Genomic DNA, 23360 nt, shown 5'->3' with positions numbered 1-23360 from the left:
GCGTCCCGGAGGGTCGGTGCCGTACGGGCTTGTGTGGGCGTGTTCGGGGCCGGGGTCAAGCGGCCGAGGCGTGCTGGTGCGGGGTGCAGGCGGCTTCGGGTGCGGGATGCAGCCGGGCGATGATGTCCTCAATGACGCACGGCTGGTCGGGAGTGGAGCGCCGGCGGAAGAAGTAGCCGGAGCACCAGGGCACTTCGCCGAAGCGCGACAGACGCTGCGCGGTGAGGGCGCGGGCCGCGGGCAGGCGCCGCCAGGGGATCTGCGGGCACCAGTGGTGGATGGGGTGGAACATGTCGTCGAGGTGGCCGCCGAGCAGGTGCCGGGTGAGCCAGTGTGAGGTCCAGCCGCGGGTTTGCAGGAGGACGTCGTCGTTCTCGATCAGCCCGGCGTGGTTGCCGAGGTCGGTGATCCAGGTGACGACGGGCCGCACCAGGACGAGGGGGAGCAGCCAGTAGAGCAGGAAGTACGGAACGCCGTCCACGGGCCACAGCGCGGCGACGACGCCCGCCCACAGCACGGCCCGGGCGGCCAGGGCCCGCCAGGTCTCCCCCGGTGCGCGGGTGACCAGGGTCAGCACCGCGGTCTTCGGCAGCCTCCACAGGGCGTTGCGCACGATGACCCGCAGGACGAAGGAGCGGCGGCTGGGCGCCTGGCCCGCAGCGCGGATGTTGCCTGCGCGGTAGGACTGAAACATCGGGTCGTCGCCGGAACCAAGCTTGGCGTGGTGCACGTAGTGGCTGCTGCGGTAGGGCTCGAAGCCCTCGCCGAGCAGGCCGGTCAGGATGTAGCCGATGGCCCGGTTGCCGCGGCGGGTGGCCATGAGCTTGGAATGCACGCACTCGTGCCCGAGGTTGGACAGGTGGCGCTGGCGCACCCCGATGTAGCAGACGGCGAGCAGGGGGCCGACGACGTGACCGATGAGGTGGCCGGTGATCGCCGCGGCGGCGATCGCGACGAGGTCCCATGCGACGTCCCACAGACCGATGGTCGGGCGTCCACAGAGCTTCTCCAGGTCGGCGATGAGCTGCTGCCCGAGGGCCTTGCGGACGGGGCCGGAGGCTCCAGTGCCGTTGCGGGTCCTGCTGGCCGCGGGGCTGCCCATCAGGTCCTCCAGTCGGATGCGTTGCGGGTGGGGATGTGCCGGGCTCCGACGCGCCCGCAGTCGGACAGTGCACTGGCGACCTGCCGTGGGCGGGCGCGCCGGAGCCGGACGAGGGGTGGCTCAGCCGCAGGTCAGGCCGCGATGAGGGCGCTGTCGGGGCGCATCCCGGCCTTGAGCACGGGGGCGTCAGGACGCATCCCGAGCTTCAGCTCCGGGGCGTCCGGGCGCATGCCCGACTTCAGCGCGGGGGCGTCGGGACGCATCCCGAGCTTCAGCACGGCCGCGTCGGGACGCATCCCGGCCTTCAGCACGGCCGCGTCGGGACGCATCCCGAGCTTCAGCACGGAGGCGTCCGGGCGCATGCCGGCCTTCAGGCCGGTGTCCGGGGTCATTCCGGCGGTAGCGGTCATCTAGTTCTCCCTCTTCGGTCGCGGGTGATCCGCGAATCCGGGTGATCGGGCTGTGGAACTGCCGGGCCGCGGGTCCGGTGAGGTGCTGAACCATCGGCTCGGCACGCCATTGGCGCAGGCGCACGCCGGTGGAGAAGGTCGCGCCGGAGCACGTCTTGTCCATCTGCGGATGAGCGTTGCGTGGCGCGGTCGCGCTGGGCGCTTGGCCAGTCACGCTAGGGCTGCGCCGAAGAGAGCCGCAACGGCTCTGGGCGTTGCGCCGGTTGCACGGGACCGTTGCGTGCCCGTTGCGCGCACATCCTGCTTGAGCTGCGAAAAAGCCGAAGTCTGGTCCTGAATGGGCGGCAGATCAGCCCTGTTGGACCCGGCAGGGCCGGTGGAAGGGCTTCTACTGCTCGCGTCGGCGCGACTAGTTTGTGGCCCCGCCGAGAAGCCACGCACTAGATCGCCGTGGGCCCGGCTTCCCTCCAACTGCCGTCGGAATAACCGACCTTGAGGAGCGCCCGTGCTCAACCCCGTCGTCATGAAGTCGGACCTGCTGTTCAGCCTGCGGGACACGCTCCGCGCGGCTGCCTTCGTCGAGGTGGTCACCCCGACACTGCGGAGGGCCGACCTCGGCCCGGGGCGTCGTCTACCGGTGCACCATGACGGCGGGCGGTTCCTGCGGGCGATGATCGGCCCGGCACTGCGGGTGAACTTGGAGCACCACCGGCGGGTCTTCGAGATCGGCCCATGCTTCCGGCCCGAGAAGCCGGACGAGCTCCACGCGCCCGAGTTCCAGATGCTCGACCTCTACGCCGCCGACGAGGACTTCGACTTCCTCATGGCGCTCGCCGAGAAGCTGATCGGCCCGCACATCCCCTACACCCCCCAGCGGGTCTCCGTCGCCGGCCACATCCGCGACCACTTCGGCATCGACCTTCGCGGTGAACCCCTCGGTGACCTGCCCGCGCAGATGGCCGCGCACCTGGGCATGGGCAGCGACGTGCCGTTCAAGACAGTGCTCGGGCAGTTCGTGGAGCGCGAGCTGGAGACCCAGAGCACTGGCGCCGCGCTGTTCCTCACCGAGTACCCGGTCGGCGGGGACGAGCCGTGCGCCCGCCTCACACCGGGCACGGCCGCCGTCCTCAACCGCTTCGAGCTCCTGGTCGACGGCGTCGAAGTCGTCCACGGCTACGAGGACGAGCCCGACCGTGCCGAGTTCGTCGAACGGGCCCGTGCGGTCGACCTGTACGACGACGAGCAGGCCCTGGTATGGAAGGCGATCGACGCCGGGCGGGCGCCGGCCAGCAGCGTTGGGCTCGGCATCGGCATCGAGCGGCTTTGCATGGCCGCCTCTGGCATCAAGGACGTCACCGTCTTCCAGCAGTCGTCCCAGTTCTGATCACCGACACGACCGTCCGGAAAGAAGCCGCGATGTCCCTCTCGCTGCACCCGCTCGACGAGAGCGGCTTCGGCGCCGTCGTCGACTGCAACCTCGCGACCGACGCCGAAGACCTCGCGCCCCAGATGGCGCGGGCCCTGCACCAGTACCGGCTGCTGATCGTGCCCCGCCAGCACCTGACCCACGCCGATCTCACGACCGTCGCCTCCTGTTTCGGGGCGGTGGACACCAGCGTCGACCGCCGGTACGCCGTCGGCGGCTTCCCCGGCCTGACCGTCATCAGCAACATCGTCGAGAACGGCGAGCACATCGGCATCTACGACGGGGACAACGAGGAGGAGTGGCACGCCGACAACAGCTTCAAGCCCGAGCTGACCTCCGCTACCCTGCTGTACTCGGTCATCACCCCCGAGCAGAGCGGTGAGACCCGCTTCGCCGACGCGACCCGCGCCTACGCTGCCCTTCCCCCGGCGATGCGGCAGCGGATCGAGGGGATGCGCGCGGTGCACTCCATCGAGCAGCTCCGTGTCCTGCAGAGCCAGGCCAGCGGCGGCCAATCGTCGGTCGCGGCCGGAAGTCTCGCTGGTCACCCGGAGGTTGAGCACCCGCTCGTCCTGACCCACCCGATCACCGGTGCCCGCTCGCTGCTGCTCGGCTCCATGGTGATCAGCGGCATCACCGGACTCCCCGAGAAGGAGAGCCGCACCCTGATCGGAAAACTGCTGGAGCACACGACCAGCGCGCCGTACGTCTACAGCCACCGCTGGAGCCAGGGTGACCTGGTCGTGTGGGACAACCTCGCCACCCTGCACACAGCCTCCCCCTGCGACAGCTCCCGCCAGCGCCGACTGCTGTACCGCGCCGCCGTCCGATAGCCGAAAGCCTCGTGTTCACACCGCCGGATGACCCGCGGCGAGAACACGAGGGATGCCCCCGTAGCCAGCCCTAGGGTTTGCCCATGACCGTGAAGGTTCCCCTGAAAGAGACCGCCCTCAACGCCGAGCGCATCGAACGCATCGGCCGCGAAGTCCATTCGGCCTGCCCCGAGTTCGACGCAGACAGCTTCGTGAAGTCGGTGACGGCCGACCTTCCCCGGCTGGAGCTCAGTGGCCGGATCGCCCGCACCAGCGAGGGCCTGCACGCCCACCTTCCGGTCACCGGCCCCGACGCGCTCGACATCCTGCTGCGCTCCCTCCCCCCGACGCCCGAGGCCGCCGGCGTGACCAACGACTTCGGCCTGCACATCTACTCGCCCCACTCCGACTACGTCTCCCGCTACCTGCGTACCTCTGAGCACCTGGACCAGGCGCTCGCCGCTCTGGCCCGCATGACCGGGTACTTCTCCGCCGAGCTCCCGGTGCGGCACTTTCTCGCCGACTTCCCCGACGAGACAATGAAGGCCGTCGGCGCGTGGACCCGCGACGAGGACTTCCGGGTGCGCAGACTGGCGAGCGAGGCTACCCGGCCCCTGCTGCCCTGGGCCCCACGGATCCAGCTGCCTGTCGACGCGGCACTGCCCGTCCTCGATCAGCTCTACGACGACGCTCACCTCTATGTCCGCACCTCCGTCGCCAACCACCTCAGCGACATCGCCGCTAGCCAGCCCGACCTCGTGCTGACCACCCTTCAGCGGTGGAAGCAGTCGGGCCGACTCGCAGACGAGCACTTCGCCTTCATCGCTCGGGGCGCCCTGCGCAACCGGCTGAAGGAGGGCTGGCCGCCCGCCTACGCCGTCCTCGGCTACGCCCACGACGCGCCCATCGCGGTCACCCCACTCGTCCTGGAGCACACCGAACTCCGCGACGGCGACACCCTGAACTTCTCCGCGGCTCTCACCGCCACCGCCACCGCACCAGTCCACGTGATGATCGTGATCGCCACCACGGGGCAGAACGGCCAGCCGCGGGAGAAGGTCTCCTTCCTTCGCCGTGCCACGGCCGAAGCCGGCCAGGAACTGCAGCTCGCCAGGGCGCACCCGCTGCGCTCGACCGCACGGTGGAAGTTCTCACCGGGCTCCTACTCCCTCGCCCTCCAGGTCAACGGCCGCCGCTTCCCCTCCGTCGCCTTCACCGTCCTCAACACCTGACACCCGCCCGTCTGCTCTGAACACCCACCGCACAGCCGCCGCGAACTTCCGCCGCGGCCAGGTGCGTGCTGTCCGCAACCCCCTGATGGAGTGAACCGCCCTGATCGAACGAGTTTGAGTCGCGACCACCCAGAGCCCGCCCGCCCTGCCCCTGGCATTAGAACTCGGGTTCACCAAATGCCCTCCGATCAGGCCGTGACGGGACCAGGTCCAGCGCGTTTTTAGAGCATCAGTGCCACACCGACGCCCAGACGGAGGAACACGCCATGCATCCCACCCCTGCCCCCTTGCAGCAGCCTCCCGGAATCGAACGGCGACCCGGCGTGATCACGCACAGCGTTGACGACAAGCCCAGCTCAGCACGTCCCGATACGGGGTGGGCGGCATGAGTGAGCCGACCGATGCATCACCCGACAGTGTTCCGGGACCGCGCACCACCCCCGCAGCGTCCCCCTCCGCGCCGTCCGCCAGAACGCGCACACCCTCACCGGCGGGCACTTCGGCCGCGCCAGCTCCCGAGCCGCAGATGCGGTACGTCGACCTCACCGGCAGCCGCGAGGCAGCCGGCCGCTCAATCCGGATGCGCGACATGGCCCACCGCCTGCCGCAACTGGTGCGCCGTTCGCTGGCTCTCGCCTGGCGCGTCGACCGACGAGCGACCGTCGGCCTCCTGCTCTGCCAGACCGTCACCGGCGTGATGCAGGCCCTGGGCCTGGTCGCCATCGCCGGCACCATGACCGCCCTGCTGCGCAGCGGAGACGTCTACCACCGACTCCTTCAGGCGTGGCCCTCCGTCGCCCTGCTCGCCGGTGCCGCCGGCGTGCGCGCGCTCCTCGGAATCACCGTCAACTGGCTGTCCTCCCGGCTGGGCCCACTGATGTCACGCGAGGCCGAGCAGATGCTGCTGACCGGATGCGCCGAGGTCGAGCTGTGCGCGTACGACGACCCCGACTTCAACCGTGACCGGGAAGCCGCCGACCGCGGCGCCCAGGTCACCGGCGACCTGATCAACGAGGGCCAGGACCTGATCGCGTCGGGCGCCAGCTTCCTCGCCGGGGCGATCGTGCTGACCGGCGTGCACTGGCTCCTTCTCCCGCTCCTCGTCGCAGCCAGCCTGCCGCAGGCCCTGGCCCAGGTGAGCGCTGCGCGCGTCCGGTACCTGGCGAACCTCCGCAGCAACGGCGACAACCGCATGCTGTCGGTGCTGCGCTGGCACATCTACACCAAGGACGCCGCCGACCAGATCCGCGCCGGCACCATGGCCGACTTCCTGTCCGGCCGGTACCGGCACACGGTCGCCAGGATCAACCGCGAGGACCGGGCCGCGGCCGACAAGGGCGCCCGGATGTCCCTGGTCGGCGCGGTGTGCGGAGGGCTGGGGTCGGCGGTGGTGTGGGCGGCCGTCGTGTGGCTGCTCGCGACCGGCCGGATCACCGTCGGGCATGCCGGGACAGCCGTCTTCGCCCTGCAGACGGTAGGCATGTCGGTCCGCGGTTTGGTGGCCGTCGGTGCGCGCGCCGTGCGGACCGGGCTGTACATGGACGACTGGAGCGGCTTCCTCGACAAGGCGGGCGGCTTCCGCATGCGCCGGGGTCCGCACCGCCCTGAGCCACCGGAGACGATCGAGGTCAAGTCGGTCACCCACCGGTACGCCGGCAAGGACCGCGACGCGCTGTCCGACGTCTCCCTCACCTTACGTCGGGGCGAGGTCACCGCGCTGGTGGGCTTCAACGGCTCGGGCAAGTCGACGCTGTCGAAGCTGGTCAGCGGCCTCTACCTGCCCACAGGCGGGCAGGTGCTGTGGGACGGCGTCCCCACCGGCGACTGCGACCCGCATGCTCTGTGGCAGCAGGTCGCCCTCGTGCCACAGGACTACGCCCACTGGCCACTGACCGTGCGCGAGAACGTGACCCAGGGACAGCCCACCGCGCGCGGCGACGCGGCGGTCCGCGAGGCGTGCGAGGCGGCCGACGCCGACGAAGTCGTCGACAAGCTCGGCGCCGGCTTGGACACCCTCCTGGCCCGCGAGTGGCTCAACGGAGAGGAATTGAGCGGCGGCCAATGGCAGCGCATCGCCCTGGCGAGGGCGTTCTTCCGCCAAGCCGGTCTGCTGGTCCTCGACGAGCCGACGGCCAACCTCGACCCCCGCGCCGAGTACCGCATCTTCCAGCGGCTGCGCAACCTCGCCCAGGACCGGGCGGTGTTGCTGGTGACCCACCGCATCACCAACGTCGCCATCGCCGACCGCATCGTGGTCCTCGACGACGGCAAAATCGTCCAGGAGGGCACCTACGCCCAGCTCTCCCAACAGCCGGGCCTGTTCCAGCAGTTGCTGTCCTACCAGATCACATCCGAGCCCGACGGCGCGAAGCGCGAGACCCCCGCATGAGCGACCCCGGCGCCACCTCAGTACGCCCCGCCAAAGCAGCCACACCCACTGCCGCGAACGACCCCGCCCTCCCATGCCGTCCCGAGGTGATGACGTGCCACTCACCCGTTCCCACATCCGCGCGACCACCGAGGCGTACCTGGCCCGGCATCCACACGAGCGGGAGTCCCTGGCCGGGCTGTTGTCCCTCCTGGACGGAGCCGACGCCCCGGCCAGCCGTGCCACGCTCCCCGGTCACGTCACCTGCAGCGCGGCGATCATCGACCGGGAACAACGCGTCCTGCACATCGGCCACAAGGCCACGGGGCTGCTCCTCACTCCGGGCGGCCATGTCGAGGACGACCGGACGCTTCTGGCCGCGGCGCTGCGGGAAGTGTGCGAGGAGACCGGCATCCAGCCGGGCGACCTGTGCCTGACCCCGCAGTTCCTCGGCGCTCCGATCGACATCGATGTCCACGACATCGACGCCAACCCCGCCAAGGGCGAAGGCTCCCACCAGCACTTCGACTTCCGCTTCGTCTTCTACCTCGTCCCCGAGCAGCACCCCCAGCTCACCTCGCAGGATGATGAGGTCGCCGGCGCCCGGTGGCTCGAGTTCGCCGACGTCAGGTCCCCGACCTTGCGTGCCAAGCTCCTGGACGCCCAGGCCAAGGGCCTCGACGGGCGGCCAGAGCCCGTCAACGCCTCCGCGCTGATCCACGACGGCCACGGCAGATACCTGCTTCACCTGCGGGACCAGCGTGAAGGCATCTGGGCCCCGGGCACGTTCGCTCTCCTCGGCGGCGGCCGTACGGCGGAGGACATCAGCCTGGAGGCGACCTTGCGGCGGGAGCTCGCCGAAGAGGTCCCGGGCCTGGAGGTGAATGGCCTCACGGCGTATGCCCTGGAGGAGGCGACGAGCGTCGACGGCCTCGCGGTGCCGATCCAGGTCTTCGTGGGCCGCTGGAGCGGTGATCCGGAGACGGTGGATCTGCAAGAAGGCGTGTTGCTGCGGTGGTTCACCCCGGACACGCTGGAGCAGTTGCACCTGAGCCCGGGTCTCGGTGACCTGGTCCGCCGGCACGCGGCAGAGCATCCCGCCAGCAGTCCGCCGGCCACGGCCCGGCTGCTGCGTGACGAAGCGCCGCAGGGGACCGAGCTCCACATCGTGGGTGTCCACCTCTACCTGGAGGACAACCACGGCCGGATCCTCCTCGGTCTGCGCCACCCCGACTCGTCATACGCGGGCAATACGTGGCACTTCCTGGCCGGGCACTGCGAGCGGGAAGAAGCGATCAGCTGCCTGATTCGGGAGGCTCAGGAGGAAGCGGGGCTGATCATCGTGCCAGGCGACGTCGAGCTCGTGCACCTCGTCCACCTCGTGGACTCGCCGTCCGCCCGCCCCCGTATCGGCCTCGTCTTCCGGGCCCGCACCTGGTCCGGCACCCCGGCCGTCCTGGAGCCCGACCGGTGCGTGGAGTGGCGGTGGTGGAATCCCAAGGATCTCCCGGCCGCCGTCGTGCCCTACACCCGCCAGGCGATCGACGGAGTGCTCGCCGGGCGCTTGTACTCGCAGATGGGGTGGGACAGGCGATGATGGCCCTGGACGCGAGCCCAGCCACGGCCGGCCGGACACCAGGGCGAGCAGGATGGCTGGCCGACAGCAACCCACCTTCGGCTGCCGAGGTGAATCCGGTCGACGCGCGGGCAGCGATGGTCGCCGAGCTTGAGAATAAGAACGAGCTACGGCCCGGGCCGGTGCGCGACGCTCTGCTCACGCTGCCCCGCGAGGTACTGATGCCACAGGCGTACGTGCGGCGCAGCACCCCGGGTGAGGAGCCGCCGCGGTGGGACCTGCTGGACTGGTCGGCGCCGCAGGACCGTCCCGAGCTGCTCGGGCTGCTGTACGGCGGGGCCAGTGTGCTCGTCCAGCACGACGGTGAGCCCCTGATGGGCCGGGTGCGCGGGACGCGGTCGGGGGCGTCGATCACGTCGATGTCGACGGTGATGAGTCTGACCGCCTCGCTGCTGGAGGAGCTGGATCTGCACCCGGGTCAGCGGGTGTTGGATGTCGGGACGGGCGCGGGGGTGACCGCCGCGGTGGCCTGCCAGGTCTGCGGCGACCAGGAGGTGGTCACCCTCGACCGGGACCGACACCTCACCGACGCGGCCAGGGTCCGGCTGGCCGACCTGGACTTCCGACCGGAGGTGGTGTGCGGGGCCGGCGAACAGGGTCTACCGGGGCGGAAGTTCGACCGCGTTTTCGTGTCGTACACGGTGGGGCGTGTGCCGGCGGCGCTCGTCAAGCAGCTCGCCCCCGGCGGCAAACTGCTGGCGCACGTCACCAGCGCGTCACCGTCGTGGCCCGCCCTCGCCATCGTGGAGCGCAACGACGGCGGGCAGATCACCGGAGAGCTGCGGGCGGTGGAGTTCGCCCACCGAGCCGGGCACGGCATGGACCGGATCTGGCTCAGCGAGGACTTCCGGCAACGCATCGCCACCGAGCCGGGCACCTGGACACAGCGGAGCATGCTGGCGCCGCCCGCGGACACCGACCGGGGCCTGTGGCTGGCCGCAGACCACCTGCTCGGGGGGCTGGTGCGCGACTTCGGCGCCGAGCACCTGTCCATCGGCGCGCCCGCCTGCGGATCCTGGCTACGGGTGGAGCCGGTGAGGCGCTCTCGTTGGAACGTCACCACCCACGGTCCGCGCGACATCTGGAAGGAACTCCAGGACCTGGCCGTCCGGTGGCAGGCGGCCGGCAGCCCCAGCCGCTACCGCCTCCTCTTCGAGCCGGACGGTGGCCAGCGGGCCGCATCCGCGTGCGGCCGTCTGTCCTGGCGCCTTCCCACCCGCCGTGCGCTCGACGAGGGAGCATCCGCGTGACCTATCCCGACGATCCCTCCCGGCGTCCTGGTGATGCGCGGTGAGCGGCGGGCAGCGGCACACCGAACCGGTGGACGTCCATCTGATCTTGCGGCGGGAGAGCGCGGCAGGTCCGGAGGTTCTGTTGTCGCGGCGGGCCGGCCAGGTGTACGCCGCCGGCCTGTGGCACCTGCCGAGCGTTCACTAGGCAAATCACATGTCGAGTTTTGACTTGTCGAGTTTCGCACCGCGAGCGTACCCGGTTCCTACTTCTGGCAGCAGGAGGCCAGCGTTCCGCAATGGACACCTCTGACGATGTGCTCATGTTGGGCGACGTCCTACTCGGGATGTGGTCCGCCCGGGACCGGCTCCTGAAGGCAGGACTGGCGACAGACAGGGGCGACCCGATCAGCGGCCTGGCACAGTCGCTCACCGCCGCAGCCCTCTGGCCGCGCGAGTCGGTGGCTTCGGCCTACGGCCGAGCTAGAGCGGTGCGTACGGGGTTCGACGAGTCCGGGAAGTTCGGTCCGGCCGTAGGCGGATGGAACGGCACCACGAGCTCGCTGGGCATCGACTTGGCCGTGCCCTGGGCCTCCATCGCTCAGCGAGTGCCAGCCCTTTCTGCGTTCGCACGCCAGCGCCGCGGCGAGCGGTGGGCGTGGAACGCCAACGCCAGCACAGCTCCGTTAGCAGTTGCCGAGGGACCACTGGCGGACCGGTACTCCGGGCTGGCCAGGCTACGAGTCAGGGCTCGCTTCGCTCCTCACGCACCAGACGAGAGTTCCCTGGAGGCCACGAGGTTCAAGGACGTCCGTGGCGAGACGGCTCCCCTGAATGATCTGCACATCTTTGTTCTTTTCGCCCGAGTGGACGAGGAGTACAACGACCTCCGGGACGCCAACTTCGTGTGGACAGCCGTCATCTTCACGGACGAGTGCTTGAACAGCATGGCACGCGAGATCGGCTCAGACGTGCTCCGCTGGCGGCAGATCCACACCCGGTGGGATTGCCTGCCGCGCGGCGCTCACGACGCTACTGGGCTGCTTCGGGCTGTCCGCATTCCCGGCTGGTCAAGAGCGGGTTGAACCCCTGGCGAGCCAACAGCCAGCCGGTATCGGGGGATGTAGCGGCTGGCAGGCCGACGAGGCGCCGTACCGCGGCGAGCCCGTCGGCGGTGCCTTGCCAGTGGTAGGTGAGGGCATCGGCTCCGGCATGGCGGAGACGGAGCGCAGGGCCGTGGCGTCTTCCGTCCACTCGCCGGTGGCGGCCGGGCCTCTTTCAGGGCGCCACAGGTATGCGTTCGGAGTTCGCGCAGCTCAGAAGCAGTCGTGACGACCGTAGCGCGCGCAAACCGACCACCGCTCCTCGTGTCGTTTCCATGCCCTCGCGTCGGGCTTTCCATCGGAACGGTGGATGGGCTCGCACCTGCCCTGGCTGCTGATGTTTCCATGCCCTCGCGTCGGGCTTTCCGTCGGAACGGAGGTATTGGTCTTCAGGGAACAGGAATACCAACAACTGAGTTTCCATGCCCTCGTGCCGGGCTTTCCGCCGGAACAGCGACAATCCGAAGTGCACCGTGTGTCACCGTTTCCATGCCCTCGCGTCGGGCTTTCCGTCGGAACGAGCGCTGGAACAACGTGCCCGACCCCGCCTACGTTTCCATGCCCTCGCGTCGGGCTTTTCAGTGGAACACTACGGCGTCAAGGGCATGAAGTGGGGTGTCCGGTTTCCATGCCCTTACGTCGGGCTTTCTCTCGGAACGCATCGTGGTCTGGAGTGGGAGTACGTTGCAGTTCCTTCATTTCCATGCCCTCGCGTCGGGCCTTCTGTCGGAACAACCTCGCTAGATGCGACGTTGCCTGGCTGTTGCGTTTTCCATGCCCTCGTGTCGGGCTTTCCATCGGAACGAGGGCCGTTCTTCATCTGCTGGATCTCGCGGTGGGAGGGTTTCCATGCCCTTGTGTCGGGCTTTCCGTCGGAACGTGGTGGTTGTAGTCCTATTCCAGTTGTCTGGAATGTTTCCATGCCCTTGTGTCGGGCTTTCCGTCGGAACCCTTCTCTCGCTACAGCGTTCCTGACCTGCGGTGATGATGCCCGTTGCGCGGGATCGGGCGCCAGCGGTTCAGACGAGGTGTGGCGTGGGTCATTCGACCGTCTCGCGTTGTCGTTGGCCTGGTGAAACAGGTTGCGCGGGAATCGGGGTCCGGGGTGGTTGGCGGGTGAGGGCGGTTACGGTCACCTGGGTGTGGCCGCAGCCGTGGGTGGTCTGGGCGCCGATGCCGGCGGTGTGGGCGTAGAGGCTGAGGGCGGTGAAGGTGGCGGTGGTGGCGGGTGGTGGGGTGCCGGTGAGGGTGAAGGTGCTGTGGCCTGTGTAGCCGATCCGGGGGGCGATCGTGGTGAGTTGGACGGGCTGGGTGGCGATGTCGTGGGCGCTGAGGGCGAGATGGTTGCGCATCTCGCGTAGGGCGGTGTCGGGGATGTTCAGATGGGGTGGGGCGTAGGCATTCCAGCGGCGGGCGAGGCTGCCGTAAATGAGGTGGGGGTCGGGGAGGGGGTACTGGGTGCCGTTGCGGGAGAAGTAAGTGGGGGTAACGGCGTGGAGTTCGGCGTGGGTGGCGGGGCCGGTGGCGAGGAGGGCCTCGTAGGGGGCGTGTTCGGCCGCAGCTTCGGCGATGGTGAAGTGCTGGGAGCCGAGGCGGAGTTCGCGTCCTTCGGTGAGAGTTTCGCCGAGGTGGCGTGTGTCGTCGAGCCAGCCGATACGTAGAACGGCGGTCTGTGGTTCGGGGGCCGCGAAGAGCGGGGAGACCGACCAGGGCTTGTTTGCCGCACTGTGGTCGTGTCTCGGTTCCTCCAGCAGGGTGCAGGCCAGGCCGTGGAGTTGGGCGGGGGTGACCTCGCGCCGGGCGGGGCGTGCGGCGCGGAGGGTGAGGTGCCAGAGCGTGGGCATCGGGTTACGTGTCCTGGTCCTGCGGGGAACGGGGGCGGGGAAGGGCGTTGACGGTGGTCTTCAGGTCCTCCATCGCCTGCGTGTTCTGGTGGGAGGTCGCGCTGCGACGGATCGTGTGGAACCACGTGGGGACGGTCGGGTCGTTGTTTCGGAGTTCGAAGATCTTGTCTTGGACGTTTCGGCAGTCGTCCCGGGTGGCCGGATGGCCGGTCACGTGGCTCCGGATGAGTGCCTGGATGGTGTGTTCCAGCTCGTTCTTGTTCTTCCGTGCGGCGCGGTGTGCCTGTGGCAGTTCGGCCAGGTCCAGGAAGGCGGGGACCAGGGGGGCGAAGAGTTGGAGGGCGAAGGCGGTGAGCGAGAGGTCCATTAGGTAGCCCTGCAGGACAGCCAGGGCGATCAGGGCGATGAGCAGCCCGGTGAGGAAGCGCGCGTAGCCCTGGTGGTTCCTGCGTCCCCAGAGGAGATTCTGGGCCTGGCAGGAGAGGGCGTCGACCGGCCAGGGGACGGCGGGGACGTTCTCGTACCACTTGTAGTCGCGGTCGACGCGGGGCCGGGGTGCGGCGGCGTCGATCTCCCGTTGGACCGCTTGCCGGTCTCCGGCCAGGACCGTGTCCCAGGGGAGGTCGAAGAGCTGGGTGTCGTAAAGCTCCTGGTAGGCGGTCGCCTTCGCGCGCAGGGACTTCTCGCGACGCTTGAGGTAGGTGCGCGCGACGATGAGCCAGAGAGCGGCGGCGACGGCGAGGTACAACGCCGCGCCGGGGAGGAGGAGGGTGAACGCGGGGGCCAGGACGGCGAGTCCGATTGTCCCGATGGTGCGGTTCAGGCGGGTGGCGTCGGCTTGGTTGTGGGTGAGGCGGGCTGCCGCGCGCAGTTCGACGAGGTCTTCCTCGTCCTGCCGCTGGGGAATGGGTGAGGGGGCGGGGGACGGTTCGGCGGTGGCCGTCATCGGCGTGTGCCCCTTCCGTACGGGGGCCGCTTCGGGGAGCGGCCCCGGTTGTTCTTCTTCTCGGGGTGGAGGGGAAGCAGGGGGGCGTTCCACAGGGGGAGGCTGCGTCCTCTGCCTGGTTTGATCTCTCTGTCTTCCACTTGTTCGTTGGAGACGAACCAGGCGTAGGACTTCCCCTCGGGGTCCGGGGGCACACCCATAGCGTCACCGTCATACACCCGCGGGTAGTGCACGGCGACCTCCTCATTTCCCTGGGCGACCTTGCGGAACGCCGTGAGATGTTCGCCGGTGCCGGCCTGCGTGACGGCGTCCTCAAAGGCGCGGAAGGCGCGTTCCAGGGCCTCGCCTTGGCCGGTGGGGGTGGTGTCGGCGGCGGGGTCGAGGTCGCGGTAGGTCTCGCTCCACTGGCCCCCGGTGCGCAGGTCGGTGGCGTCGGGTCCGGCGAGTTCCAGGCGGACGCTGCCGAAGCCGAGGGGTTTGCCGTAGCCGAGGCGGTGGTGGTGGCCTTCGGGGAGGCGGAGGAGCCAGAGAAGGGCGCCGAGTTCGGTGTCGGTGAGGTTGGTGACGCCGATGGTGAAGGTGAAGGCAGAGCCGGGCGGGATCCAGCCGCGGATGCTGCGGTTCTGGTTGTCGCGCTGGGGTTTTCCGTCCTTGTCGGGTCGGCGGTACTCCTGGAAGCGGCCGGTCGGGTCTGGGGTCTGTGTGGCGTCCGTGAGGGGGTTGTCCCAGTAGGTGTCCGGGAGGCCGCGGTGATGCCAGTACGCCTTGCGTCCGCGCAGTGTCTGCCCGGGGATGTACCAACGGGCGCGTTCCAGGCGGTCCTGCAGCGCGGCGGGGGCGTCCGTGTGGGTGCCGAGGTAGAAGCGTCCCTGCTGGGGTTTGGGCTGGCCGAGGATCGGAAGGGGAAGACCGGGATCGCCGAAGTCCTCAGGGGTCACACCGCCTTCGGGGGTGACCGGGCCGATGCGGAGCTGGCCTCGATGGGCTCCCGGGCCGGCGGGGGCGACCCAGCCGAAGACGCGGTCGGCCGGGGAAAGGGCGTCACGTGCGGGGGCAGGGCGCAGGGTGGGGTGGAGGAGCTGTTCAGGGTCGGCGGCGAAGAGGTCGCGGGCGATCTGTACGGGGTAGAGGCCCTTGATCCTCGTGCCGTTTTCCACCCAGGCGTAGCACAGGGCCTTCGGTCCCAGTCCGAGGTAGGCGTCGTCGTATTGGTGGGGGCTCCAGGCTGTCTCGCCGATCTTCGGGCCAAGGTATTCGTACGGTTCCGCCTTGTCGCCGCGCTTGTTGCGTCGCTCGTTGATGTCGGCGTGCCGGTGGGCGGCCCGGTAGTCGGCGACGACCTGACGCCACTGGTCGGCGAGTTCGGGCTTGAGAGGGTGGGGGCGGGGGGCCTCGCGGTCGGTGAAGAAGACGCGTTCGTCGTGCTTGTTGTTGATGTTCTGGTTGGTGACGCACACCCAGCCGCGGATCGTCTTCGTCTCGCCGGTGGGCTTGTGTCGGGCCGTTTCCCGCCCGGCGGACGCCGACGTCCGGGTCTGCGGGAGCGGGGTGCCGGCGCGGGCGATCGTGCGAACCTGCCAGAAGTCGAAGTTGTGGCTCCCGTCCTTGGTGAAATGCTCTACGCGTTCGACCAGGGCGGTGACCTCGTCGCCGTGGCACGGTGCTGTCCCGTCGGGGTAGGAGACCGCCGGCGTGAGGTAGCGGGGCAGCCAGGCCGCGTGGAGCGGGCCCGCGGCAAGACTGCCCCCGCTGCCGGGCGGTGTGTCGCCCGGCAGCAGGATCACCTGGGTGCCGTCGTCGGAGATCCGGGCGGGCACCATCTTCTGGCTCGCACTGGCCGGCATGCGGTAGCCGAGGCGGTCGCGGTGGCCGGTGAAGACGCCCATACGGGAGTTGGTGACGGCCTCGTAGGCCGCACGGAGCATGCCCTTGACCGAGGTGGCGGGGAGGTGGACGGTACCGGAGCGCAGCAGGACGGGGTGGCTGAAGTGGTCGTTCGTCCCCGGGACCGGTTCGGCGCGGGAGGGGTCGAGCAGGAGCAGAGGGGTGACGGTGGTGAGGCGTACCCGCAGGGTGCCCGTCCAGTGTCCGGGTCGGAGGCGGTCGTGGCCCGCCGGCGCGCGGTCGCCCAGGTGGGGGTCGACCGTGTTCCGGGGGGTGGCGGGGAGGAAGGTGTAGGGATTGATGAACTGGCGGGGGGCGACCTTCTTCGGCGGGGGTGGTGCCTGGGGTGCTCCATACGGGCGCAGGTCGTGGATCCGGCTCTTGTGCCAGCGGAACTCCACGCGCATGCCGTCGAGTTGCCCAGGCTCGCGGTCGCGGAGTTCCTCGGCCAGGTCGTAGGGGTGTTTCACCGGGCGGCGGCGGCCCTTCTCCTCCTCGACGGTCACCGTCAGTTTGCCGGTGTCGGCGTTCCAGGTGAGGGTTCCGGTGCGGTGCTGTCCCTCAGACATGGTCGTCCTCCTGCATGTCGGACGGGACGGTTTCGATGCGTAGGAGGCGTTCCTCGCTGACGTGGGCGTTGCCGTGGCGGGGGTCGGTGGAGACGTATTCGCGGGTGACGAGACATAGCCGCCGGTCGGCGTCGGGCCGGGGGTGGGGGACGGTGAGGGTGCCGATACGGGGGGTGTGCAGCACCGTCCACTCCTCGTCGCCGCCCGCGGGGCGGCCCCACAGCAGGTAGTGGGCCGCGAGGACGGCCGTGGCGGGCAGGGGGGCGACGGGTTCGGGGAAGGCGTCGGGAAGGAGGGTCTCGTCCTCGGTGAGGAGGACCGCGCGTCCGCGGTCGCCGCTGTCGCACAGCCAGCGCAGTTCCCGTTCGCCGTCGAAGACGCGGGCTTCGAAGACGGTGGACAGGTCGTACGGGTCGGCCTGGAGGGTCCGGCAGCGGCCCTCGGTGACATGGGCGACGGTGTGCGCGTGCGGGGTGGAGAGCAGGGCGACGGCGGTGGGGAAGGCGGTGGCGGTGAGGGCTTCGGCCAGGGTGACGCCCTGGGCGGCGCGGGCGTGGAGCGTGGTCATCACAGCGTTCCGTCGAGGTAGGCGCGCCAGGTGTGGGTGAGGTCCTTGGCGCGGGGGCCGGTGAGGAAGTCGGCGAGTTCCACGGGGTCGGGGTCGGTGGGAAGGGTGAGGGTGATGCGGTGGACGGTGATGTCGCCGAGGCCCCGGTTGGTGGCATAGCCGAGGGAGATACGGCCGGCTTCCAGGTCGCGCAGGAGGAACATGAACAGGGCCTGGGCTGCGTGCTGGTGGTCGGCGTCGCGCAGGGCGAGGCGGTCGAGGTCGACGGTGAGGGTGAGGGGCCGCCAGGTCAGGCCGTGGGGTTCCAGGACGCTGTAGAGGCGCCCGTCTGCGGCGCCTCCGGTCCAGCGGTCGACGGCCACGTGATCAGCGCGTTCCAGGCCGTACGGGAGCAGCGCCGTCAGATGCGCGGTGCTGCCATCCTCGCCAGGTGGGTCGTAGACCCGCTGCCAGTCGGCGGCGGGGATGGTCTGCTCGGTGGTGCAGTCGTCGACGGTCAGCGCGCCGATGCCGCCCGGTCCGGTGTCGGGTGCCGTGCCGAACAGCAGTCGGATCGCGGGGAGTTGGTCGAGCTGCCGGCGGAAGGCGGCAGCGCGGTCGGGGACGCCGGCTCCGGGTTCCGCGGTGGGGGCGTCCAGGGCGCGGGCGGTGCGTTCGATCCGTTCGGCGTGGGAGCGCAAGGCGCCCTTGAGGGCGGAGCCCGGCAGGGCGAGCGCGACCCGGTCGGGTGCGGTGGCCGTGGCCAGGGGGACGGCGTCCACGGTGAACCCGTCGGTGCCGGAGCGCACCATGACGGGGGCGGACGGGCTCCAGTCGACGTGGACGCGCAGCAGCCCGTCGGCCGGTGCCTTCTCCTTCGCCCAGTCGGTGCGGGGCCAGGGGGTGCCGCCTCCCGGGGCGGTCAGGGCCTGGAGGAGACCGTTCGGGGTGGAGAGGTCCTGTTCATGGACGTCGGTGTGGTCCTCGACCAGGGCCAGCTGTCCCAGGCCACGGGTCCTGGCGGCGCCGATCCGCAGCCGTCCCTCACGCAGGAGCGCCAGGAGGTGTCGTACGACCGCCCGGTCGTCGGCCAGCTGTGCTGTGGTGGAGCCGAGGTCCAGCTCCAGGCGCAGGAAGGTCCCCTGGGGAACGACGGTGCGGCTGTGGAGGATGCCGGGGGCGGCGGTGCCGGTGTGGCGGTCGATGCCCACGGAGTGGCGCCGCTCCAGGCGGGCGGTCGGCAGTGGTGCGGCGGTCTGTGCGTCGTCGGTGAGGTCGGTGGTGGTGGCGAGGAGGCTGTCGTGGACGACGAAGCGGCTGACCGTGCCTTCCTGGGTGCCGGGTTCGGCATAGCCCCACAGGCTGTTGGCCCGCTCGCCGCGGGGTCCGCCGTCGGGCCCGGACGCTGGGTGGAGGAGGGTCCGCAGGGCGCCGGCGAGGCTCGTACCGGGAACGTAGGGGCGGCCCTGTCCGTCGATGGCGACCGTGAGAGCGCCGTTGGGGTCGCCTCCGGCGCCGCCCACGTGGAGCGGGGCGAGGGCCTGGAGCCAGCCGCGTACCCGCAGCCGATGGGTCGTCGGCCGGGTCACGCGGGCCCCTCCTTGTCCTCGGTGGCACGGCGGTGGGCGGTGAGGCAGTCCTCCACCAGGGTGCGGACGGCCTCGCCCCACATCCGCTCGCGCAGGGCGGCCGTACGTTCCCCGAGCGCCGCCTGGTCTCTGCGGGCGGTCAGTTCTCCCTCGGGAAGAGCGAGAAGGTCCCAGACGCGGCCGTGGGTGGTCAGGAGCTGTTCGACCGCTTCGGTCACGGCGGGCGGCCAGGGCTTCTTGCGGTCCACTCCGCGCGTCTGCTTCAGCCGTGCGAGCCAGTGCCCCACCCGTACACCGCCGGGCCCGTCGAGGTCGGCTACGAGGGTGAGCAGCGCGCCGAGCTGGGTGGCGGGCACGGAGCCGTGGCCCGCGCCCAGGACGTCCGTACGCCCCTTCGGTTCGGCGGCGAGAGCCTCGCAGTGGCGGCGGATCGCGGCACGCCAGGCGCCTTCCTCGACGACCGCCAGGACCGTGTCGTCCTCGGCCGTGAGCTCGGCGCCCGGAGCGGCCGGGGCGGTCTCGGGTGCGGGGGCCTCGACGTCCACCGTCGGCACGTCCAGAAGCGGGTCCTCGATACGGAGCTGGCCGAAGCCCTCCGCACGGCGCAGCCCGATGCCGGAGAGCTCGACCCGGTGCACGTCCTCGGCAGTGACGGTGCCGGCCGTGATGGTGAAGGTCAGGCAGCTTCCGGCCCTCAGCCCGAGCAGGCTGGCACGCGGCAGTCCCCAGCGGCTGTGCCAGGGGTCGGACCGCTGCGGTTCGGCCGCCCGCTCCTCCGGTACGGGGCGCAGCTCGGCCCCCAGCGCCCGTCCGAGCACGACGGCGAGGTCCGCCGGGTCGGTGCTGGGGCGCAGCCTGCTGTCGGTGACTAGAGCCGGGGAGAGCAGCCACACCCGCAGCCTGCCCTGCGGCACGGGCCGGGGCACGGTTGCCGGGGACATGGTGACGCGATGGGCGGTCACGTCCGTGAGTCCATATCCGTCCTTGCGGGCGCGTCCAAGCCGCCACTCCCCCTCCAGGCGGCGTTCCCAGTCCTGCGGCAGCAGACCGCGCGGCGCACGGACTTCGGCACGCAGCACGGTGCCGGCGGCGATCGCCTCGTACGTGTACAGGCCGCCGACCTCTTCGGTGGGGCGCTGGTGCTCGTCGAGGACGGTGTTGTGGGTGTGCTCGCTGCGAGGGCAGTCGGCAACCGTCAGTGCGGCCCCGGGCGTGTACGGGGCGGCCCAGTCCTCCTCGTACGGGAGGCCGCCCGAGGCTTCCGCGTCGAGGAGACGGTTGGTGGCACAGGTACGGTCGGCTTTGGTATGGGTGAGGACCAAGGGCACCGGCAGACCGCGCTGCCCGGCCACCTCCACAGTGGCGTCCGTGACAACCAGGCTTCCGTCGCGGGCCGCCCGGGCGGGGTGCGGGCCGCCGAGCCGGCGCAGCACCTCGGGCAGCAGAATCCCGCCGGGAATCCAGCCGGAACTGCGCACGCTGTTGCCCACCGTACGGGCGTGGGCGATCAGCGGGCGGCGCAGGACGAGCCGCAGTTCGGCCACCTCCCACGCGGTGACAGCCTCTCGGGCCCCGAGGACGGCCGGGGTGGCCGATTCGGCAGGGCGGGGTGGGAGCGGTGGGCTGGGGTCGCCGAGCAGGCCGAGGCCGACGTCCACTCCGGTGAAGTCGATCCGGCAGCGGCCCGCGCCGCGCCGCCGCTTGCCGCCCAGGCTCTCCACCAGCCGGGCGCCGGCCGCCAGCAGGGCGGCGGCGCAGCCACGCCGGTGTGCGTCCAGGTCCTCGAAGCCGGTGAGCTCGGCCCGGCCCACGAGGCGTACACCGCCACGCGCCACCTCCTCGAAGCGCAGCATCCCCTCCTCCACGCGCCCGGTGCGCGGGTCGACGGCCACACCGGGCTTGAGGAACACCGCCGCCGCGCGCAGCCCGTGACGCTCCGGCCCACGAAGGGCGGCGACGGCGGCGGGCGGATAGTGCAGGCTGTCGACCTGGAGGGCCGCCGGCCGCGGAGCACCCTCACCGGCCGAGGGAAGCACCCCTCGCGCCTCCAGAGCAGGCTGGCTGCCGAAGAGATACTCCACCCACGCGTGCCACGGCCCCGGCATCTCGTTGTCCAGCGCGTGGGCGGCGGCCTCGCAGCCGTCGCGCCAGACACCGGCGAGGGTCTTGGCGGGGATGTACGGCAGATCGTCGGCGTCGCGCTGCACACTGCGGTCGACCAGGCCGTGGCGGCCTGCCCCGGAGCCGATGTGCCAGTCGCCGAGCATGGTCACGGTGACCGTCAGCCCGGTCATCGGCTCACTCCGTGCACGTCGAACGCTCCGGCGGATAGGAAACGCTCGGCATCCATCGCATCCAACAACCCTGTGGTCCAAGGATCTTCCTCGGAAGGGCGCCAGAACAGACTGTCCCGGCCCCCTAGAAGATCCTCGAGTCCCTGGTGGCTGTAGCGGGCACGCAGGTTGCCCAGGCGACCGTCCGCCACCTCACGCCCCTGGAACAGCGCCTCCCGCAGCTCATGGAGCTGAGACACCGGAAGCCGTCGCTCCCCCTCCTCACCCCGGGCCGCCACCGCACCCACCCGACGCAGCAGATCGCCCCAACGGCGGCCCTCCACCCACGCCGGCTCCGCACCGAGGTCGCTGACCACGTACGGTTGGGCGGTTAGACGCACCTTTTCGGGACCGGCGACAGTCTGCAGCAGACGGATACGGGCCAGATCGGCGCCGGAACTGTCGTACAGCACATGGAAGGAGAGCGCCGAGCACGGCACCCCGGGCACCTGGTCCTTGACCTGCTTGGCCTCCTTGGCCATCAGGTCGTAGGCGAGGGTGTGAGCGACGGCGAACGGGAAGTGCGCCTTGACGATCGCCACCCCCGCACAGGCCGACAGCCCCGGGCCCTTTCCCCTGCGTGCCAGCGCGCCGGCGATCTGCGGGGAACCGGCCGTGTGCCGTTCGAACGCGCGTAGGTACGCGGTGGTGAACGGCAGCGCCCACGAGCCCTCGCAGACCGCCACCAGATCGTCACCGCCCAAGATCAACGGCAGCACCGGGACCGGCCCCTCGGCCCCCTGCCCCAGGCCCGCGCCCTGCTCCCGCAGGCCGTCCACCGCCTCCGCGAACGCCGCCCGCGCAGCATCCTGCACGGCTGCCGAGAACGAACGGAGGGTGTCGGCGTAGCAGCGGTTGCCGGGATCTGTGACGCAGGCGTCCAAACGGCCGAACACATCGCCCAGGCCGTTGCCGTCGGTGTAGACGACCCCGACCCACTCCGCCTTCTCCGCCAGATGCTGTACGACACGCTTGAGCGCCCGCGGCTCGGTACCCGCCAACGCCGCAAGCCGACCCAGCCCGTCGCCCTCATCCTCCTTGCCGTACGCCCGCCACTTGGCGAGGCTCTCCGCCGAACGCGGCTCCCGCTCACCAGGATGCAGACGGCTGAGGGACGCGGCGGGCAGACCGGTGGAAGCGCACTCGTCGACCATCGGCAGCCGCAGGAACCGGGCATCCGGACCAGGCAGGGAGGTACGGACCGGCTCCAGCGCACGCTGGGCCTCACGCAACGCCTCGTGCAGCGCACCAGGCGTGACCCAGTCGAAAGGCTCCCCGACCACGCCGGTCACCTCCAGCCCCGGGGCCTGCCGAAGCGCCGCCAACGTCACATCGGTCACCAGAGCGCGAGCCTGCTCCGCGCCCCGCACCAGGACCTTGGCGGTGCCGGCGCCGGTCTCCAGCAACTCGACCGGGTGCGCCTCGATCCGCCACTCCGGGGTGAAACCGGGGTGAAGACGCCCGAGAGCCTCCCCCACCCAGCGACGGTCGAGGTACGTGATCAGCTCGGAGGCACCCGCGATCTCCCGGCGCTTATTGGTCACGGAGAGGAAGCGCGTGATGTTCCACGCCTCCAGCACTACCAAGTGCACGGACGCAGCCTCGGCCATGTGGACGACTCCCCCACCACTCACACACGACGCATCGTCAGATCACACAACTACCCCACGCCCGAGTACGGTTGCAAGCCGACCCGAAGCTCTCGGAGCACGCAGCGCGTGCCGCAGCAGCGACCGCGCCGAACGGACCGTCACCGCTCTTACCCGCGAGATACGCCGATTCCTGTATTCCCGCGCGAGGCGTTGCCGCAGCTCAGCACCCCTACGAGGCCGCCAAGTGATCCACGTCATACTCCTCTCGAACCGCTGGCATCCCATCCTGCGCAACGGGCACCATCGCGGCGGGTCAGGATCCTCCGATTAGGGGAAGGGTTCCGACGGAAAGCCCGACGCGAGGGCATGGAAACACCCCTTTCAAGGGTGTTTGGTGGATCACGAATGTGTTCCGACGGAAAGCCCGACGCGAGGGCATGGATACCGCCAGTTGTGCGGTCACCACCTGCACACGACGAGGTCAACCGGAGAGCCATGGCTGAGCAGGCAGTTGGCGTACTCATGCCAGGGTGCAGAGCTCCAGTACCGCCACGACGTCCTCGACGGCTCACCCGGCCGGCCACGGCCGCCCGGATCCGTCACGAGTTCGCCCACGTCCTGAACGCGCCCGCCGGACGGACCGGTGAACTCGTCGCACTCGCCCAGCTCCTCCAGGTCGCCGGTCGCGGGGGCCACCCGGACCTCGCTCCCCACCTCGCCCGCCACGCCGAGCACCTC

The 23360-nt window shown here is 70.4% G+C and carries 17 protein-coding genes and 1 pseudogene; 8 read left to right on the top strand and 10 right to left on the bottom strand.

Annotated elements, in window-relative coordinates; translation table 11 throughout:
- Nucleotides 1-55: 55 nt before the first annotated feature.
- The gene (locus ACFYZQ_RS37310; protein WP_389158008.1) at nt 56-1102 is read right to left on the bottom strand and encodes a fatty acid desaturase family protein; all 1047 of its coding nucleotides are present in this window, start codon (nt 1100-1102) and stop codon (nt 56-58) included.
- A 131-nt stretch (nt 1103-1233) separates the two neighbouring features.
- Nucleotides 1234-1512, bottom strand: coding sequence for a hypothetical protein (locus tag ACFYZQ_RS37305; RefSeq protein WP_389158005.1), 279 nt, complete (start codon nt 1510-1512; stop codon nt 1234-1236).
- A gap of 505 nt (nt 1513-2017) precedes the next feature.
- Between ACFYZQ_RS37305 and ACFYZQ_RS37300 the strand changes: the two genes are divergently transcribed.
- The 8 genes and pseudogenes from ACFYZQ_RS37300 to ACFYZQ_RS37265 all read left to right on the top strand — a co-directional run bounded on the left by ACFYZQ_RS37300 (nt 2018) and on the right by ACFYZQ_RS37265 (nt 11300).
- Nucleotides 2018-2896 (top strand): amino acid--tRNA ligase-related protein, encoded by an 879-nt coding sequence (locus tag ACFYZQ_RS37300; protein ID WP_389158002.1) that lies wholly within the window; start codon nt 2018-2020, stop codon nt 2894-2896.
- Between the two features lie 32 nt (nt 2897-2928).
- Nucleotides 2929-3771, top strand: coding sequence for a TauD/TfdA dioxygenase family protein (locus tag ACFYZQ_RS37295; RefSeq protein WP_389157995.1), 843 nt, complete (start codon nt 2929-2931; stop codon nt 3769-3771).
- A gap of 83 nt (nt 3772-3854) precedes the next feature.
- Nucleotides 3855-4982 carry a hypothetical protein gene (locus ACFYZQ_RS37290; RefSeq protein WP_389157993.1) on the top strand — a complete coding sequence of 376 codons (1128 nt, stop codon included), beginning with the start codon at nt 3855-3857 and terminating at the stop codon, nt 4980-4982.
- Between the two features lie 526 nt (nt 4983-5508).
- A complete protein-coding gene (locus ACFYZQ_RS37285; protein WP_389157990.1) occupies nt 5509-7371 on the top strand; it encodes an ABC transporter ATP-binding protein in 1863 nt (620 codons plus the stop codon).
- 94 nt (nt 7372-7465) lie between these two features.
- Nucleotides 7466-8947, top strand: a complete 1482-nt coding sequence (locus ACFYZQ_RS37280; RefSeq protein ID WP_389157987.1) for an NUDIX domain-containing protein — start codon at nt 7466-7468, stop codon at nt 8945-8947.
- Nucleotides 8948-9036: 89 nt separating this feature from the next.
- The gene (locus tag ACFYZQ_RS37275) at nt 9037-10236 is read left to right on the top strand and encodes a protein-L-isoaspartate O-methyltransferase (protein ID WP_389157985.1); all 1200 of its coding nucleotides are present in this window, start codon (nt 9037-9039) and stop codon (nt 10234-10236) included.
- A 40-nt stretch (nt 10237-10276) separates the two neighbouring features.
- Nucleotides 10277-10420: pseudogene (locus ACFYZQ_RS37270) on the top strand (NUDIX hydrolase); the annotation flags it as partial.
- 94 nt (nt 10421-10514) lie between these two features.
- On the top strand, nt 10515-11300 hold the full coding sequence (locus ACFYZQ_RS37265; RefSeq protein ID WP_389157982.1) for a hypothetical protein: 786 nt from the start codon (nt 10515-10517) through the stop codon (nt 11298-11300).
- A gap of 1058 nt (nt 11301-12358) precedes the next feature.
- On the opposite strand, the gene cas6 is transcribed toward ACFYZQ_RS37265, so the two are convergent.
- The 8 genes from cas6 to ACFYZQ_RS37225 all read right to left on the bottom strand — a co-directional run bounded on the left by cas6 (nt 12359) and on the right by ACFYZQ_RS37225 (nt 23348).
- Complete coding sequence (cas6, locus tag ACFYZQ_RS37260; protein WP_389157979.1) at nt 12359-13162, bottom strand: CRISPR system precrRNA processing endoribonuclease RAMP protein Cas6; 804 nt, start codon at nt 13160-13162, stop codon at nt 12359-12361.
- 4 nt (nt 13163-13166) lie between these two features.
- Entirely contained in the window at nt 13167-14108 is a 942-nt protein-coding gene (locus ACFYZQ_RS37255) for an S-4TM family putative pore-forming effector (RefSeq protein WP_389157976.1), read from the bottom strand.
- The gene (locus ACFYZQ_RS37250; RefSeq protein WP_389157973.1) at nt 14105-16561 is read right to left on the bottom strand and encodes a TIGR03986 family CRISPR-associated RAMP protein; all 2457 of its coding nucleotides are present in this window, start codon (nt 16559-16561) and stop codon (nt 14105-14107) included. The genes ACFYZQ_RS37255 and ACFYZQ_RS37250 overlap by 4 nt, the downstream gene beginning before the upstream one ends.
- Nucleotides 16554-17129, bottom strand: coding sequence for a CRISPR-associated protein Csx19 (csx19, locus tag ACFYZQ_RS37245; protein WP_389157971.1), 576 nt, complete (start codon nt 17127-17129; stop codon nt 16554-16556). Before csx19 ends, ACFYZQ_RS37250 begins: the two co-directional genes overlap by 8 nt.
- Complete coding sequence (locus ACFYZQ_RS37240; protein WP_389157968.1) at nt 17129-18697, bottom strand: RAMP superfamily CRISPR-associated protein; 1569 nt, start codon at nt 18695-18697, stop codon at nt 17129-17131. Before ACFYZQ_RS37240 ends, csx19 begins: the two co-directional genes overlap by 1 nt.
- A complete protein-coding gene (locus tag ACFYZQ_RS37235) occupies nt 18694-20991 on the bottom strand; it encodes an RAMP superfamily CRISPR-associated protein (RefSeq protein ID WP_389157965.1) in 2298 nt (765 codons plus the stop codon). The genes ACFYZQ_RS37240 and ACFYZQ_RS37235 overlap by 4 nt, the downstream gene beginning before the upstream one ends.
- The gene (locus ACFYZQ_RS37230; protein WP_389157962.1) at nt 20988-22640 is read right to left on the bottom strand and encodes a hypothetical protein; all 1653 of its coding nucleotides are present in this window, start codon (nt 22638-22640) and stop codon (nt 20988-20990) included. Before ACFYZQ_RS37230 ends, ACFYZQ_RS37235 begins: the two co-directional genes overlap by 4 nt.
- A gap of 441 nt (nt 22641-23081) precedes the next feature.
- Entirely contained in the window at nt 23082-23348 is a 267-nt protein-coding gene (locus tag ACFYZQ_RS37225) for a hypothetical protein (RefSeq protein ID WP_389157959.1), read from the bottom strand.
- Nucleotides 23349-23360 lie beyond the last annotated feature (12 nt).

It is taken from the genome of Streptomyces sp. NPDC001843 (assembly GCF_042891955.1).
In the GTDB taxonomy this organism is placed as follows: Bacteria; Actinomycetota; Actinomycetes; order Streptomycetales; family Streptomycetaceae; genus Streptomyces.
The sequence above is the reverse complement of the archived record's forward strand: the minus strand, read 5'-3'. Positions and strand labels throughout refer to the sequence as shown.

Coding starts and splice junctions, on each gene's coding strand:
- ACFYZQ_RS37310 (WP_389158008.1), bottom strand. CDS start 1,102: ATGGGCAGCCCCGCGGCCAGCAGGACCCGCAACGGCACTGGAGCCTCC.
- ACFYZQ_RS37305 (WP_389158005.1), bottom strand. CDS start 1,512: ATGACCGCTACCGCCGGAATGACCCCGGACACCGGCCTGAAGGCCGGC.
- ACFYZQ_RS37295 (WP_389157995.1), top strand. CDS start 2,929: ATGTCCCTCTCGCTGCACCCGCTCGACGAGAGCGGCTTCGGCGCCGTC.
- ACFYZQ_RS37290 (WP_389157993.1), top strand. CDS start 3,855: ATGACCGTGAAGGTTCCCCTGAAAGAGACCGCCCTCAACGCCGAGCGC.
- ACFYZQ_RS37285 (WP_389157990.1), top strand. CDS start 5,509: ATGCGGTACGTCGACCTCACCGGCAGCCGCGAGGCAGCCGGCCGCTCA.
- ACFYZQ_RS37265 (WP_389157982.1), top strand. CDS start 10,515: ATGGACACCTCTGACGATGTGCTCATGTTGGGCGACGTCCTACTCGGG.
- cas6 (WP_389157979.1), bottom strand. CDS start 13,162: ATGCCCACGCTCTGGCACCTCACCCTCCGCGCCGCACGCCCCGCCCGG.
- ACFYZQ_RS37255 (WP_389157976.1), bottom strand. CDS start 14,108: ATGACGGCCACCGCCGAACCGTCCCCCGCCCCCTCACCCATTCCCCAG.
- ACFYZQ_RS37250 (WP_389157973.1), bottom strand. CDS start 16,561: ATGTCTGAGGGACAGCACCGCACCGGAACCCTCACCTGGAACGCCGAC.
- csx19 (WP_389157971.1), bottom strand. CDS start 17,129: ATGACCACGCTCCACGCCCGCGCCGCCCAGGGCGTCACCCTGGCCGAA.
- ACFYZQ_RS37235 (WP_389157965.1), bottom strand. CDS start 20,991: ATGACCGGGCTGACGGTCACCGTGACCATGCTCGGCGACTGGCACATC.
- ACFYZQ_RS37230 (WP_389157962.1), bottom strand. CDS start 22,640: ATGGCCGAGGCTGCGTCCGTGCACTTGGTAGTGCTGGAGGCGTGGAAC.